At 61.0% G+C, this 14,610-nt stretch carries 14 protein-coding genes and 2 pseudogenes; 3 read left to right on the plus strand and 13 right to left on the minus strand.

The annotated features are described in order from the left end of the window. Positions 1-160: 160 nt before the first annotated feature. Positions 161-1,270 carry an acyltransferase family protein gene (locus AC0L2C_RS02685; protein ID WP_287065258.1) on the minus strand — a complete coding sequence of 370 codons (1,110 nt, stop codon included), beginning with the start codon at positions 1,268-1,270 and terminating at the stop codon, positions 161-163. Between the two features lie 24 nt (positions 1,271-1,294). Between AC0L2C_RS02685 and AC0L2C_RS02690 the strand changes: the two genes are divergently transcribed. After that, a complete protein-coding gene (locus tag AC0L2C_RS02690; RefSeq protein ID WP_473522800.1) occupies positions 1,295-2,674 on the plus strand; it encodes a hypothetical protein in 1,380 nt (459 codons plus the stop codon). 250 nt (positions 2,675-2,924) lie between these two features. Next, on the plus strand, positions 2,925-3,590 hold the full coding sequence (locus AC0L2C_RS02695; protein WP_288142237.1) for a class I SAM-dependent methyltransferase: 666 nt from the start codon (positions 2,925-2,927) through the stop codon (positions 3,588-3,590). An 18-nt stretch (positions 3,591-3,608) separates the two neighbouring features. On the opposite strand, the gene AC0L2C_RS02700 is transcribed toward AC0L2C_RS02695, so the two are convergent. From AC0L2C_RS02700 to AC0L2C_RS02720, 5 genes and pseudogenes are all read right to left on the minus strand, one after another. Beyond that, complete coding sequence (locus tag AC0L2C_RS02700; RefSeq protein ID WP_473522634.1) at positions 3,609-5,426, minus strand: right-handed parallel beta-helix repeat-containing protein; 1,818 nt, start codon at positions 5,424-5,426, stop codon at positions 3,609-3,611. 163 nt (positions 5,427-5,589) lie between these two features. After that, positions 5,590-6,291 carry an SGNH hydrolase domain-containing protein gene (locus AC0L2C_RS02705; RefSeq protein ID WP_288142236.1) on the minus strand — a complete coding sequence of 234 codons (702 nt, stop codon included), beginning with the start codon at positions 6,289-6,291 and terminating at the stop codon, positions 5,590-5,592. Positions 6,292-6,308: 17 nt separating this feature from the next. After that, positions 6,309-7,286: an acyltransferase family protein gene (locus AC0L2C_RS02710; protein WP_473522635.1), complete on the minus strand. Its 978-nt coding sequence runs from the start codon at positions 7,284-7,286 to the stop codon at positions 6,309-6,311. Then, positions 7,247-7,537, minus strand: coding sequence for an acyltransferase family protein (locus AC0L2C_RS02715; RefSeq protein ID WP_473522636.1), 291 nt, complete (start codon positions 7,535-7,537; stop codon positions 7,247-7,249). Before AC0L2C_RS02715 ends, AC0L2C_RS02710 begins: the two co-directional genes overlap by 40 nt. A 1,368-nt stretch (positions 7,538-8,905) precedes the next feature. Then, a pseudogene (locus tag AC0L2C_RS02720) lies at positions 8,906-9,253 on the minus strand (transposase); the annotation flags it as partial. A gap of 264 nt (positions 9,254-9,517) precedes the next feature. Between AC0L2C_RS02720 and AC0L2C_RS02725 the strand changes: the two are divergent. Beyond that, positions 9,518-10,338 (plus strand): annotated as a pseudogene (locus tag AC0L2C_RS02725) (reverse transcriptase domain-containing protein). 338 nt (positions 10,339-10,676) lie between these two features. Here AC0L2C_RS02725 and AC0L2C_RS02730 read toward each other — a convergent pair. The 7 genes from AC0L2C_RS02730 to AC0L2C_RS02760 all read right to left on the minus strand — a co-directional run bounded on the left by AC0L2C_RS02730 (position 10,677) and on the right by AC0L2C_RS02760 (position 14,398). Continuing rightward, positions 10,677-11,039, minus strand: a complete 363-nt coding sequence (locus AC0L2C_RS02730; RefSeq protein ID WP_287065151.1) for a VanZ family protein — start codon at positions 11,037-11,039, stop codon at positions 10,677-10,679. Between the two features lie 309 nt (positions 11,040-11,348). Further along, positions 11,349-11,774 (minus strand): hypothetical protein, encoded by a 426-nt coding sequence (locus AC0L2C_RS02735; protein ID WP_288142234.1) that lies wholly within the window; start codon positions 11,772-11,774, stop codon positions 11,349-11,351. A gap of 20 nt (positions 11,775-11,794) precedes the next feature. Further along, positions 11,795-12,184 carry a hypothetical protein gene (locus AC0L2C_RS02740; protein WP_288142233.1) on the minus strand — a complete coding sequence of 130 codons (390 nt, stop codon included), beginning with the start codon at positions 12,182-12,184 and terminating at the stop codon, positions 11,795-11,797. Continuing rightward, entirely contained in the window at positions 12,184-12,357 is a 174-nt protein-coding gene (locus tag AC0L2C_RS02745) for a hypothetical protein (RefSeq protein WP_288142232.1), read from the minus strand. Before AC0L2C_RS02745 ends, AC0L2C_RS02740 begins: the two co-directional genes overlap by 1 nt. Then, the gene (locus tag AC0L2C_RS02750; RefSeq protein WP_287065145.1) at positions 12,354-12,671 is read right to left on the minus strand and encodes a phage connector family protein; all 318 of its coding nucleotides are present in this window, start codon (positions 12,669-12,671) and stop codon (positions 12,354-12,356) included. The genes AC0L2C_RS02745 and AC0L2C_RS02750 overlap by 4 nt, the downstream gene beginning before the upstream one ends. 486 nt (positions 12,672-13,157) lie before the next feature. Further along, on the minus strand, positions 13,158-13,397 hold the full coding sequence (locus AC0L2C_RS02755) for a hypothetical protein (RefSeq protein WP_473522637.1): 240 nt from the start codon (positions 13,395-13,397) through the stop codon (positions 13,158-13,160). A gap of 185 nt (positions 13,398-13,582) precedes the next feature. Then, positions 13,583-14,398 carry a hypothetical protein gene (locus AC0L2C_RS02760; protein ID WP_473522638.1) on the minus strand — a complete coding sequence of 272 codons (816 nt, stop codon included), beginning with the start codon at positions 14,396-14,398 and terminating at the stop codon, positions 13,583-13,585. Positions 14,399-14,610 lie beyond the last annotated feature (212 nt).

Consider the following 14,610-nt stretch of genomic DNA (forward strand, 5'->3'; position numbering starts at 1 on the left):
GACGCGTAGCAACCCGACTGCACCGGGGGCGCAGCGGCGGAGCTGGTGACGCGCCCCGACATGTATCCAGGGGGACCTTTGCGGTCGCGAAAGTGGTGGGCGATGATGCCAAATCTATTTGCTTCGGGGCGTCGATACGCTCCGATACAGGCGTTGAGGGTTAGGCCGAAACCGTGCCGTTGATCCGATTGCGGAAGGCGACCGTCCTTCGCTCGAAGAGCAGATAGAAAATCAAACACACTACGAAGCAGACGGCACCCTTAATGACCAGCGATCCGATGCCTCCTCCGCCCAATCCCGGCGTCGCGGGCATATAGTTGGCGGTCAGGTAGACGAGCACCGGATAGTGAAAGATGTAGAGCGAGTAGGACATCGCGCTCAAGCTCCGGATCGGCCACGCTGCGGGCTCCAGGATGCGATTCACCCGCTTGTGACAGAGGGCGGGGAGGAGCGCGGCGAGCCCAGCGCACATGATCGCGTCAGCCGGGCCCGTTGCGTATCCGGCCCATGGCCCGCCATCCGAGATCATCTGCGAAACAAGAATCCCGCCTATGAAGGCTATCAGCCCTGTACACGCGACCCACAATGATCGCGGCGGGTAAGCGGCTACGAGCGCTCCGAGCAGCCAAAACAGCAAGTATTGAGCTTCGAGGACGCTGAACACCAAGGCGGTGGCGCCGAGCCCGACGAACGACCAGGCGGGCAGAGAGCGTCGCGAAAACGCGTATCCAACGCAGCCCATCAGGACGTAGAACCAGATCTCGTAGGCAAGGCTCCAGAGCGGTGCGTTCACCCGCACGGTGGGGACGACGACGCCGTTGAGGCCACCGATATGCGCGACAATGTCCTGGATCGGAAAGGCGGAGCCGACGCTGATTGCGACAAGGGCCGTCAGCAACAGCGCCGGGACCAGCGGGAGGAATATCCGGGTAGCCCGATCGACGGCATAGCGCTGGAGATCGAAGCGTCCGTCCCGCACGTGACGGATGACTTGTCCGCCCACGAGAAATCCGCTCAACACGAAGAACACCATCACCGCCGGATGCCCAGGTCGGGTGACGGTGTAGAAAAGGGCGGTGATCAAACCTCTGTCAGAGGCCGGCAGCGCACCGTAGGCCGGCAGCGAATACCCCCTCAGATGCGCCATCATGACGACCAGCGCAGCTCCAGCCCGCAACAAGTCGAGCGCCAGGAATGAGGGGCGGGAGGACGAATTAGTTATGGACGCACCTTTTTGGTGGCAGTAAGGCTTGCGTGACACACGCCGCATATCAGCTCGACGGAGATGGAGCAATTGGAATACCTGCGACCGCAGAATATTAGCTACACGCGGGTGTTCGTCCTGTTTTGGGTGGCGGTGTACGTCGTCTTGTTCGTGGATATCTATGTCGATTGGGGTGTTAGTTTCTACTATATAGGTTTCACGTACGTCTACGATCAAGATCGAATGAAGCTTACCTACTGTATAATCGCTTTATTCGCTTTTATCCTTCCTATTTCAATAACAAGGTATTCTGATTTTTTTTGCTGGATGCTCTATCTAACTATATTTGTACCTTCTGTTCTTATTGTATCAATGCAAGGATACATCAGTTTTGACGCGATGTCACTGGTGCTTTCATTGACTGTATCATTTTTGTTCATCATATACATCCCAAAGATGATTCGATTCCAGTCGTATTCCCTCATTCGCCAGCTGCCAGCCAACGCGTTCTTCTTTGTCTTTTTTTTGTTCTATGTGGTTGCCATCATTTTCTACATCGGAACGTACAGGGGAATGATGTCGTTCTCCGGAATGAGCGAACTCTACGAGCAGCGCGCCCGGTTCGGCGAAACCCAGACGAGCACACTCGCACTGTATCTGACGGGATGGCTCTCGAATGCAATGAACCCGTATCTTATGGCGGTTGGGTTGTTCGACCGCACACGGCGATGGGCGATCGCAGTCGGTGCCGCAGGGCAGGTTGTCGTGTTTATGGCGTTCGCGGGAAAGATAATGCTGGTGATCATTGTGGTAACGTTCGGCTTTTACTTTTTCGCGCTCGTGAAAGGCCGCATTTCGGCACCGCGACTTGCATTCGGCTTTGCTGCGCTGGCGTTGCTTGTGCTCGGACTTCTTGCAGCCACCAGCTACCAGCCTAGCGGCACAATGATGGATATTGTCACCTTGATCTATATCCGGACTCTCGGCATTCAGGGCGCCATGACCGGTGTATATGCGGATGTGTTTTCCAGCAGTGCGCTGACCTACTGGTCGCATGCCAACATCCTGAACCTGATCGTTGACTACCCGTACAAGGCGCCGCTTGGATACGTGGTTGGCGCCCGCCTCGTCGGCGGCACCGGGTTCAATGCCAACTCCCATTTTTGGGCCACTGACGGAATAGCGGCCTATGGGATGATGGGTGTCGTCATTATGGGCATTGTTGTCGGCGTGCTTCTCAGCCTGGCAAACAAGGTCGTCACCCCCGACAGGCTGCCGTTCGCGGCGACTGTCTCGATCCCTTTCATTATGGCTATGGGAAACACGTCGCTCTTCACCAGTCTCGTCACCGGCGGAGGCCTGATGATGGTGCTGATGATAGCATATGGTGCGCCACCGCCTCGAATGCCGCGCAAGCCTTGGCGCTTGCCCTACGGGGAACAGGCGCGCCCATCCAGACTTTTGCGGTGAAGGAACTGATCGCCAGACCTGCTGCAGTCACGGTCGAACCGAAGTTCAGACTCTAAAGGGCTGGCGGGTCCGTTTTTTGGCGCTATAAGTTGCGCAAGCGCGTTCGTCCTAGGGGGTTACGCGTGCGCTTGCCTTTGCTTGACACATCTCAACATCCCAGAACCGCTGCGCAGCTTTGGCGACGTGCACTAGGATACAGAGACCGCAGGCGAAGATAGCCTTTGTCGGATGACTGGTTTTGGAGATGTACATGCTTGGAAAGATCGCCGACGAGGTCGAAAGACGGCTGGCAGTTTGGGGGCTTCCTATCGCAACCTGGGACATGGCGCGATCGTGCGGCAAGCTTTATGCGGGCCGGCTGACACGCAACCTTCCGCAGTTTCATACGCACATAGGACTGACGCCGTTCAGCCCGTCGCCTCGCAATATCAACCACGACGTGACCCAGCCGATGCCGCTGAAGGAATGCATCGACATCTATCAATCGGAAGACGTTTTTGAACACGTAGCTTACGAGAAACTGCCGCAGATTTTTGCGTATGTTCATGCCGTGCTGAAGCCCGGCGGCTTGTTCCGGATGAGCGTGCCCGACTATCGCTTCGATGTTTACCGGGATCGCTCGGTCAAGGATGGGGATCGCTTCGTATTCGACCCTGTCGGTGGCGGTAAATATGAAAATGGCGTCGTCACCGGCGGCGGGCATTTATGGTTCCCCACCTATGAAAGCGTTACCGCGCTGGCATCCGCGAGTCCGTTCTCGAAACGGGACGTGCTTGAGGGGTACGGCCCGGACGGCAGCGCGATCATCAAGCCCGTCGACGAATCCTATGGTCGGGTGTTGCGGACGTCCTACAGGGATCCTCGCGTCTCTGACCGCCCACGCCCGCTTTCCATTATAATTGATCTATGGAAGTAGTCGCGCAGCACGCACCGATCACTCCACCTCAACCCATCCGCCATCCCGCCATTGCCACTCGCGGTGCCCGCCCGCACCCGGCGCCAGGTTCTGGATGCGAGCGCCTGGAAAGCCGGGAAATGTCGGCCGGGCCGTTCCTGCCGAAGCGGCGACCGGCTGGGTAGTGGAATTTTCCGAGCGGACGTTCGTCAGGGATCCGAAAAAGTCCCGCGTGTCCATGGTGGTGCCCAAGCTTTGGTCGGCGATGGTCAGGCCATCAACGATCATCGTGCCGGCGCCAAAACAGCGGAAGGCGCTATACCCTGCCGTACCACCACCCGACAGCACCAGCCGCATGTCCTGGATGGTCATCCGCCCGCCGAATTGATAGGCTTGGAACGGCGTCCCGCGCGACGTACAGGTCACGTTGCTGAAGCTCCAGTTGCGAGCCGGAGTGGGGGAGGAGGAGATCTTCACCGCGATGAGGTTTGTGGTGGCGAATTCGCTATCGGCGACCCGCACATCATTGACGTAGTGAATGATATCGTTTGGCGAATAGAGCGCCAGCCCCGTCGCGCCGGCGGTGACCCGTGCCCCGGTGATTGTCGCACCGCCGACACCGGCCTTGGCGCCTAGCAGCCGTATACCCGCCTTGGAGGCTCCGGTGCAGCGCACATTCTGGACGCTGACGTTAGCCTCGGTGTCACCGATTACCAAGGAAAGATCGGTGGCGTTGTCGCTGAAGGTTCCTCCGGAAATCACCACGTCCCGGACGCTGTTGCTGGAAATCCCGGCCTTGGGCAGTGTCGCGTCGGCGGTGCTGGTCTGTCCGCGCACCGTGGCGTTCTGGATGACCAGACCGGAGCCGTTGACCGCATAGACGCCATTATCGCGTGGTGAGATCAGAACCGGATCCGAGATGCGCGTATTGCGGTTGTTGGCGCCATACACCTGTAGAGCATAGCAGCCGGTGTCGTCATGGCCTCCCATCTGCCCGGCATTGTGGACCACGGCGCCGCGCATCTCGCTGTCGTGGACATTGTAGTCGAAGATGATGCCTTGCTTGATATGCGCCGCCTCTGCGTAGAAGTCGGTCACCACCACGTTGCGGATGATCGCCCGGGCGGCGTCGGCCGGCTCTTTCGCGATGCTGACGAAGGCGATGACCGCGGCGTTGACGCCGATGCTCGTCGGGTCCAGCGAGTTGCCCGGCCGCGAAATGCCTCGCAGGCCGTTCACGCGTACGTGCTGGATCTCGAAGTTTGAGGGGCTTTCGTTGTGGACGAAGACCCACCAGGGAGCCTTGAAGTTTTGAAGTTCGATGGTGTCCAGCGTGAAAGTGTCGACGCCTGCCGTCGCAGCCGCGCTCAGGCCGAACTTCATGAATGCGCCGGTGTTGTAGCCGGTCGACATGCCATTGCCGATGACCGTCAGATCGGCGACGGCGACCCTGGAGACGTCGGTGGCGGTGAAGACATAGAAGATCTGGTCTGATCCGGTGATGTTGATGACCGAGCCGTTGCCGTCGATTGTGCAGTTGGCCGGAACTGCAATTCCGAGGTGGCCCAGGGCCCTCAGGTCCGCCGAGGACCAGTTGTAGACCCCGCGTCGGAACATCAGTGTCCCGCCTCCCATGGCCGCGATCCGGGCCATGGCTTTGACGAAAGCGGTTACGTCCGTTCCGTCGGCGCCGAAGACGACAAAGCCGCCTGGCGCGTACGGGTATCTGGGCTGGGGACGCTCGACTTGACCGACGGGCGAGGTGGCGGCAGATCCGGCCGCCAAGGCCGCCACGGTTCCAAGCGCTCCTGTCAGCAGGTGGCGGCGGGTGGAGGAGAATTTGTTATCCGGTGGCATGCGGCGCTTGCGCCTTTCTGCAATCGCACCGCATTCGGCGCCTGTCTTCAACCGAGCGTCACTCGCCAGCCTGACGGCAAGCAAACGAAACATCGACATCAAGGAACCGAGATTGCGGCGAGGTGAAGGCCTTGTGGAGAGCCTGACCATCGATACAGAAAGCTCAGCGTTGCGTGGCCAGTGCGTCGCTGAAGATGGCGCGGAAGCGGAATAGTTCCGCCTTGGCGATGTGGCTGGCGTCGGCGAATATGGATCGCCTGTCCACCACATAGTTGCATCGGCTTGCATCGCACAGCGCCGTGTCGGGCCGCGCGAAGCCGATATTGTTGCGGTTCTCGAAATGCTGGATGATTGCCCCGTACTGCCGCTGGAACTCCTCTGCGGGCAGATAGGTCAGTTTCTCAGGAGACCGGCCGAAGGCGAGATCGCGGCTCAGTTCGGAAGGGAGGTCCCAGCCGGGGTAGGCGATCGGGCCTATCAGAACGACCTTCTTGCCAAGTCCCTGCATGCGGCCGATCAGATCGTCGAGCCCGCGAACGAGTTCTGCGTCGTCCCGATTGTCGACCGTCTTTCCATTCGCATCGACCAGCCCGTCCTCGGCATGCGTCCAGGTCAAACCAACGATCACCGTCTTGGCGTTTGAAAGCTTGCCGAGTTCATGCAGATTGCCAGCGGCAACATCGATACACTCACGCGTGATGTTGACGGACACTGTCGGCAGGCAGCCGTTTGCCGGAACCAGGAGGCCGGGCAACTCCCTCTCGATAAATATGGACTCCCAGACAGGCGCATACATTTGTACATGCGAATTGCCCAACAAAACAACCTTTGCGTCAGAAGGGTTGCGAGAGGGAAGGTTCAGCACACAGGCGCGAGACTGGCCTATCCGGAGAAAATTTGGGACCGGGCAACGATATAGTTGGTTCCGACAGCCGCATTGATGGCTGCGGCCTCACCGCTGATGCGGCCGGGCAGCCCGTTCGACCAGATCAGCGCCGACGCAATTGCCGCCAGCACGCTGGCGCCGGCGGCAGCAGCCAGACACACGCTTCGTGCCGATATAGCCCGACTGCGGAAGGGGCGCTCGACGTATAGCCATGAGACAATGGCGCAGATGGCCATGCCCGCCCCGGCAATCATAATCTCACCGATGTTGAGATCGCGGACGAGATAATATTGCGAGAAGACGATGAAGGGCCAATGCCAGAGATAAAGCGAATAGGAGATCAATCCGACAAAGACGAGCGGAGGGGTCGCTATCAACCGGTTCACCGGCGATTGCTGAGCCTGACCGGCGGCGATCAAAAACATTGCACCAATGACCACAGGTAGCGCGACCGGGATGGAACCGTACGTCTGAAGAGGGTTGATGATGCCAATCAGGATTGCAACAGCTCCAATCGATCCGAGCAGGCCGGCGGTGGTGCCTCGCGGTGCTAGGCTGGGTGGCAAAAGAGCTACCATGGCGCCGGTGCCGAGCTCCCATGCCCGGGTCGGCAGCAGGAAAAATGCCGGCGATGCGCCGCCAATCCGGAGCGCCAGGCAATTGGCGGCCAGGGACAGGACAGTGAGCAGTGCGATTGCGGGGAAGGTCGCGCGCGGCCAGAAGCGGGCAAATGCCGCAATGAGCAGGGGAAAAACGATATAGAACTGTTCCTCGACACCCAATGACCAGACATGCAGAAGCGGTTTGGCCTCTGCAGCCCTCGAAAAATAATCCGTGTCTCGCCAGAAATAGATATTCGCCACAAAGCCGAGCGTGGCGAGCATCCTCTTTCCATATCCGATCAAGTCGGCAGGCAGCAGCAAGACGATCGCGGCTATGGTGGTGAAAAACAGCAGGAGGAGAAGAGCCGGCATGATCCTGCGGATCCGCGCTCATAGAACCGTATTGTCGAGAACTGCCCTTTGAGCGCCTCACGCCATAAAATCAAGGTGATCAGATATCCCGAGAGTACGAAAAAAATATCGACGCCCAGATAGCCTCCCGGCAGCCATGATCTCGACAAGTGAAAAGCTATCACCGAAATGACGGCGATCGCGCGCAGGCCGTCGACGTCCGCCCGATAGCCAATGAGGTGCGAATCCGCGCTTCCGACTCTGGTGTGCATGTTAAATGTTCAGGTCCCCGGGGGAATACCCCGTCTATAAAAGAACCAGAGCCGGGGCGCTACTCTAAGCTGCTACGATAATCACCATCTGCGGACGAGAGAGAGAGAGAGAGAGAGAGAGAGCATTTTGCGCGGACGAAGTTCGCGCGGGTCGAATTCTCGTGACTGAACTTGACGAGTCTTGGAACCGTAGCTTATCTGGCGTTTCGAACAACCTCCTGACTGAAGCGTGATAGACGCGCTGCTGCAAGGTGATAGAGGCGAGGCCCGGCTGGAGCACCGACGCGCAATCCCTCGGCGACTTGCGCCGTTAATCTCGATTCGGAGCCCTGCAAGTGGGCCGGCGACTGGCGTTTCCTATGCTGCCCGACGCAATTCTGAGCGACCGGGCTGGTCGTTCAGCGGCCGCAAGCAGATTGCGGTCCATTTATGTGACAGCGCCGCAGGTCTTTTTGCAACCGCAGACTGCCCTTTATTCCTTCAGACTTCCCGCCACCAGCCGCGCCAAGCTCAGTCCGACCAGCAGCACGACGAGGAAGCGGGCCGATTGCAGCGCCATGGCGAAGGCGACATGCTGTGGGCGGCGGCGATGATGGCGAGTCCATGCCGCCGGGGCTGGTCGCCAGATAGGCGGTCAGCGGATCGAGCACATGGCCGATCATAAAGCCGAGGCCGCCCAGACGGCGATGAGGATGATGATCGAGCCGACGATCTGCAGCAGCGCACGCGTCGCCTGGCGTAGCGATCCTTCGCGCCCCCCTCTGTCCTGCCGGACATCTCCCCCACGAGGCCACGAGGGGGGAGATCGGCAGCTTCGCGGGCAGCGTCCTTTTTGCAAGGTTGGTGGTTGGCGAAAGCGGAGATGACGGCCGATCTCCCCCCAAGTGGGGGAGATGTCCGGCAGGACAGAGGGGGCGCGAAGGATCGCTACGCTTTTACCCTGATCCGCCGCAGCTCGGTTATCCCAAGGTCTGCGCCGCTTCGCTTCGCTCTTTGCTTCGCCTTGGGGTGAGTGCGTCAGGAAGTTCATGGTGTCCAGCGGGTGGAAGTCCCGCCCGGGTAAGCGCTAGCCATGCGCCCGGTAGCGAGTCTTGGGTCCGCCGCCGGTAACGGAACGGGCTAAGCGTAGATAGCAAGCGAACGGGGTCTGTATTGAGCCACGTAATGGGTTGGTCGCGGTCGCCGAGGCTGTTCATCCTGCCGAAGGCAACACCGCGCGCTGCGCAACTGGCGAGCAGCGCGCGGGCCGCCGGGGTCGGAGACCAGGTCACGTTCGCAGGGATGGCATGAGAACCTGAGAAGCCCCATCGCATGCTCCGGCTGGGTTGTGTGCGTCAAGTTCTGCAAAAAGGGCGGCCATGGTGCTGGTCATGCGGCTTGCCGCAGGGCGAGCTTCTTGTGCTCGCGCAGGTCGTCCATGTTGATGTAGCGGTTGGCCTCCATCCAGTTTTCGTTGGTTTCGGCGGCCAGCGCCCTGACGAGGCGCAGGCAGCTCTGTGAGTTTGGAAAGATGCGCACGACATAGGTGCGCCGTCGGATTTCCTCGTTGAGCCGTTCAAGCATGTTGGTGCTCTTGCGATGCTTGTGGTGCTGGCGTGGCAGACGAAAGAAGGTCAGCGTGTACTCGATGGTCTCCTCCACCCATGTCGTCAGTCGTGGGTAGCGGGCCGACCATTTGGAAAGCCATGCGGCGAGATCGGCCTTGGCCTCGGCGAGAACGGGCAGGTCCAGACGCAGAGTTGGAAACCCCTGCACGCGCATCTCGTCCGGGTGAACGAGGCGGCCGCGAAGTCGCGCCAGACCCGCTTCACGGCGCAGTTCTACCATCTCGACGTCGCGGCGCTCGAACGAGCGTTCCGGCGGCTGAGGCGGAAGGCGGCGCCCGGCGTGGACGGAGTGACGGTGGCGGACTACGAGCGGGACCTGGAGAGCAATCTCCGCGCGCTCCATGCCCGTCTCCAGGCGAACCAGTATCGGCCGATGCCGGTGCTGCGAACCTACATTCCGAAAGCCGATGGGGGGCAAAGGCCGCTTGGCCTGCTCGCGCTCGAGGACAAGATCGTCCAGGGCGCGGCGGCCGAGCTGCTGAGCGCCATCTATGAGGCTGACTTCCATGACGACTCGTTCGGTTTCCGCCCTGGACGTAGCGCCCATGATGCGCTGCGGATGGTCTCGGCGGCGATCATCAGCGAGCGTGTCAATTGGATCGTCGATGTCGACATCCGCAACTTTTTCGGCAGCGTGGACCACGCGTGGCTGATACGGATGCTCGAACTTCGGATCGCCGATCCTCGTATCCTCAGGCTGGTTCGCCTGTGGCTGCGGGCCGGTGTGATGGAGGACGGTGTGTACGCCGAAACCGTGGAGAGCACCCCGCAGGGTGCGGGATCAGCCCACTGCTGGCCAACATCTACCTGCATTACGCGCTCGACCTGTGGGTGGCGCAATGGAAGCGGCGGGAGGCGCGGCGGCATGTCCGCCTCGTCCGCTTTGCCGACGACTATCTGCTGCTATGCGAGGCTCGGGACGACGCGCAGAAGATGCTTGCCGCGCTGCCGGAACGGCTCGCCAAGTTTGGGTTAAGCCTGCATGAGGGCAAGACCCGACTGGTCGAGTTCGGACGGTTCGCTGCCGCAAATCGGCAGCGGCGCGGTGAGAAACGGCCCGAGACGTTCGACTTTCTCGGCTTCACGCATCACTGCGGGGTGAGCCGGAGCGGGCGTTTCATGGTGAAACGGAAGACGCAAAGGAAGCGACTGGTCCGCAAACTCAAGGAACAGCGGCTGAAGATGAAGAAATGACGGCACGACACCATCCGGGCCCGGTGGCTCGGCGCCGTCTTGCGTGGGCAGTACGCCTACTTCGGCATCACCGGCAACGCATCACACGCTTTCATCTCCAGGTTACGCGGGGGGTGGCTGTGGGTGCTTCGGCGGCGGGGGCAACGCCCCAAGCTCCCTTGGGACCGGTTCAGAGCCACCCTGGCGCGCGTCCCGCTCCCGGCACCGCGGATCGTGCACAACTGGCGCTAAAGCGCGAATGCGGTTGGGTAACCTGGTGGAAGAGCCCGGTGCGGGAAAACTGCACGTCGGGATCTGTGAGGGGGGCGATGGGCGACCATCGCCTCTACTCGACCGACCTACGGCAATCCGCCGACGCGCTTGCCAACGCGCCTGCTTGTCCCGGCGATTGTCAGTCCCAACGCCATGCCGGCGCAGTCGGCAACCCAGTCGAACCCATCTAGATCGCGCCCGATCAGTTGCGCCCCCTGAAGCACCTCGATCGCCGCGCCGGTAAAGGCGAGGAGAACAATCAGCCTTGTCCTGTGTTCCGGCCAACCGAGGCTTCCCAGGGCCGCCAGCACGGCGAAGGCGATGGCGTGCTGCAGCTTGTCGTCGTGAAGCGTGACGGCCGTGCCGAGCTCCGGCAAGAACCGCGCCGGCAGAAGCGTGAGCAGGAGAACGCCGGCCAACGTGATCGGAAAAACGATCCTTGCCAGCATCGGAAAAGAATCTAGGCGCAACAAGGTAGGGTCAGCCCTTCATCTGAGAAGCCTGCGAGGTGGATTTGCCGATGATCGCATCAGCGCTTGGGAATTTCAATCCAGAACCACAAGTCTGTGTTGTAAGAAAGGCCGCCGTCGCTCTTATCGCTGAAATGACCCCATGCCTGCGAGGGGCTTTGGGTTTTCCCATAAAAAAGCCCACTAACATGAAGAAGCCATTAAAGATGCCGGTGGGCTGACGGCAACGCAACAGGCCAGGTAACGAGAAGAAGCTGGCGGGTCGCCGGTGCGGACATCAGTTTTGCGTCACCGAGACGCCGGGGCCAGCCGGGCGAGCGCAACCCTGTCGTCGGACGTCAGATCAGCAAGGCGGTCGTCGCCCGAAGCCAGCCAATTCGGGTTTTTCGCCGACAGATCAGTGCCATCAGCGCCTGTGGTTTCACCGTCACCGGCCTGCACGGCCGGCGCCGCACCCAGCATTTCGGCAGCGCGGCGCGGGTCCTTGGCGAGCATCGCCTGGGCTAGCGCCTTCGCCGTGTTGCTGCGCCAGCCGGTTTCGGCCAGCTGCCGGGCCACCGGGCTGCCCATCTTGGCGATGAAGTCGAACCCGCTCTGTCTGATCGCCTCGAACGTCGCGGTGTCGTCGGGGTCGCTCTGCGCGATAGCAGCCTGCGCCTTGGACCATTCGGCCTGCTCATTGTCCTGGCGGCGCGCATATTGCTGCGCGGCCATGCGCGCCGAGCCGGCCAGCCTCAACGCCTCTTTTTGCCTGATGAAGCTGGCGCGTTCGCTTTCCGGCATTTTGGTACGGTGCCGTCGAAGATCTTGTCGAATAGGCCGGGCTTGACGACACCGTTGCGCGCTTGGCCATACATGGCGTCGTGCAGGCCGCGGCCGTCGGCCGGCGCATTCTGGATCGCTTCTTTCTCGGCCTGGGCAATCTGCCCGTTCAGCTTGCGGCCGATGACCTCGGCGTCGAACGCATCCTGCTGCTGCTTCTGCTGCCGGAAACGCTCGGCGACGGCCGCGAGCTCGTCGCCAAAGCCCTGCATCGCGGCGCCGACCGGCGAGCTGTCGGGATAGGAAACCACGCTGCCGCTGTCGAGCCGGCGCTGGGCGAGCTGGAGGGGGATGGTCGCCATCAGTAAAGCCCTCCGCCGGGCGCCGGCGGAAAGCCGCTGTTGCCGAACGTCACCGCTTTCTTCGGGTCGTACAGCCCGGAAAGGCCGGACACGAGATTGCCGCCTGCCCTGAAGATCGAGTCAGCCGCCACCTGCCTGCCGGAAAAGCGCGAGATCGCGGCCTGCGTGGTCAAATTGTTCTGGCGCAGCTGCGAGCCGTATTGGCTCGCCTTGATGTCGAGCTGAACGTCGCGTCCCAGTCGTTCGGATCGGTGAGGTTGGCGACGTAGCGGATGATCAGCGGCCCCGGCCGGTCGCAATAGATCAAGCCGGCTTCCTGGCGCCACGCGATCGGCACGCCATCCGGCTCGCCATTGTGGGTCAGCGGCAAAGGCCGCAGGCAGTCCACGGGCAATTCATAGGCAAAGTTCAGCGTGCCCGCGCCACTGCCGGTATCGGACCCGGCAACGGCGGCCGCCAGGATTGCGAACACCCAGGCATGTTTCATCAGCTCCGCCTCGCGGGTCAGGTCGAATTGCAGGTTGAGCAGGCGGGCCGGTTTGACATCCTGATCAAGGCTGTCGACCGGCGCCTCGCGAGGACGCCAAGCGCCATGTTGGCGATGTCGAGCGGGGTGATGGCCATGGTTTTGGCCGCCATCTGTGTGGATCGGGAATTTGTGGGGAGGGATTGTAGGTGGGGAAAGGTCGCGTTCCGTCGCGCCCCCCTCTGCCCTGCCGGGCATTTCCCCCCCGAGGGGGGAGATTGGATGTCTCGTTGGCTTTCGCCAATCGCCAACGTTGAAGAAAGGGCGTTGTCGGGGAAGCTGCCGATCTCCCCCCAAGTGGGGGAGATGCCAAATTTTGGCAAAGAGAGGGCAGGACAGAGGGGGGCGCCAAGGATTGCAACCGAAAAGAAACTGGTAGCGTGCGCCACCTGATAGTATGCGGTTTCCCAACATCGCCGCGCAACGCGGCGATGACATCCTGCGGCGTCAGCCGAAGTGTGCGCTCGTCGGCCGCACGCGCGACTTGGCAAAGGCGCTTGCTGGCAATTTTTCGGCAGCTCTCACCATCGAAAAACCCCGCTCAAGCGCATCTTCGAGGCTTGTCGTGTAGTAGGCGGTGTTTTCCAGGCCGCTGAAGAAGTTGATGCGGTGAAGCTCGCCCTTTTTGCTTATGACAATGCCGGCTTTTCGAAGCACATCCTGAACTGCCTTGTAGGTCATATTCATGGTTCCTCCATTGCAAAGACATGGCAGCATCGCCCGCTTGTGTAACCGTTTGGTGGCGGCGATTGATCAATGTGCAACAACAACAATCCTGGGGCAGCACGGCGCGTGAATTTGGGATTCGCCACATCGGCCGACCTGGCGTCCAGAAGGGCGGGACTCTGACGCCCCGCCCTCGCCTTGCCTCATCAGGCCTCGGTCGTCTTCAGCGCGATGAACGTCATGTGCTTGACGCTCGACGCCGTGCGGTCCCAGTTCACTGCCAGCGCCAACTCGACATCGGTCGCAAACTCATCCGCCGTCGCCGCGTCGAGGAAGCGGGTGCCGGGCACATGCGGGACGAAATGCCGGCGGGCGACCATTTCGGTGACGCCGCCGCCATGGCCCCCCGGCGACTGGCACGCGAGGCCGGCGAAAACCCCGATCTGTGGATGCCGAATAACCCCCTTTGAAATTGGACCATGATCTTCCGCGAAAACCGGTTTCCACTTTTCGGGACCATGGTCTGCCGCCGCCTTGGCCTGTCCGGCCATGTAGCCGACGAAGCGGTCGTGATAGGCCTGCGCCACCTTCGGCGTGGCGCCGGCCTCGACCGCCCACGCTTTCGACGCGTTGGCGAGTTCGTCCGAATAGGCGAAGTTTTCGGAAAGCCCGTCTGGGCGCCTGTACTCGACCTTGTCGGGCGATGTCAGCGGACGCATCGCCTCAGGCAGCCGGGCATGGAACCTGTCCCAGTCTTCCGCAGCTGCGTCCGCTGCCGGAATGCGCAGGCTTTCGCCCTGCTGCCGTTCCAGCTCGGCATAGGATGTGAGAACCCGGTCGAGGTTTTCAGGCTTGGTCCAGCCCTTGGTTTCAGCGAGCTTGCGGTTGCCTTCGGAAAGACCGTCAAACCAGCACTTGCCGGCCGGCGGGACGGACCCGTTGTCCCCGGCGGCCGGTGGCCCTGCAAGGTTGCCCGCCGGTGGCGACGCCACCACGGACCCGGCGTCTGCCAGATCTGTCATGAGAAAGATTCCTTCTTGTTGTTTGCAAATGGAAACGAGCACTGGCCAGTTCAGCCAGGCGTGTTATTGGATTGTTGAGGGATCGGCTGGAGCCGGCGGAATCGTTGCGGCCGCAGCCTGATTCTTTTCGACAGAACCTGGCCCTATCGTCTTGTTCGAATACGATCTTTCAGAGTCGGAGGCACGCACCGTCAAGACGAAAGAAACCATGT

Source organism: Mesorhizobium sp. WSM4845 (assembly GCF_055811455.1).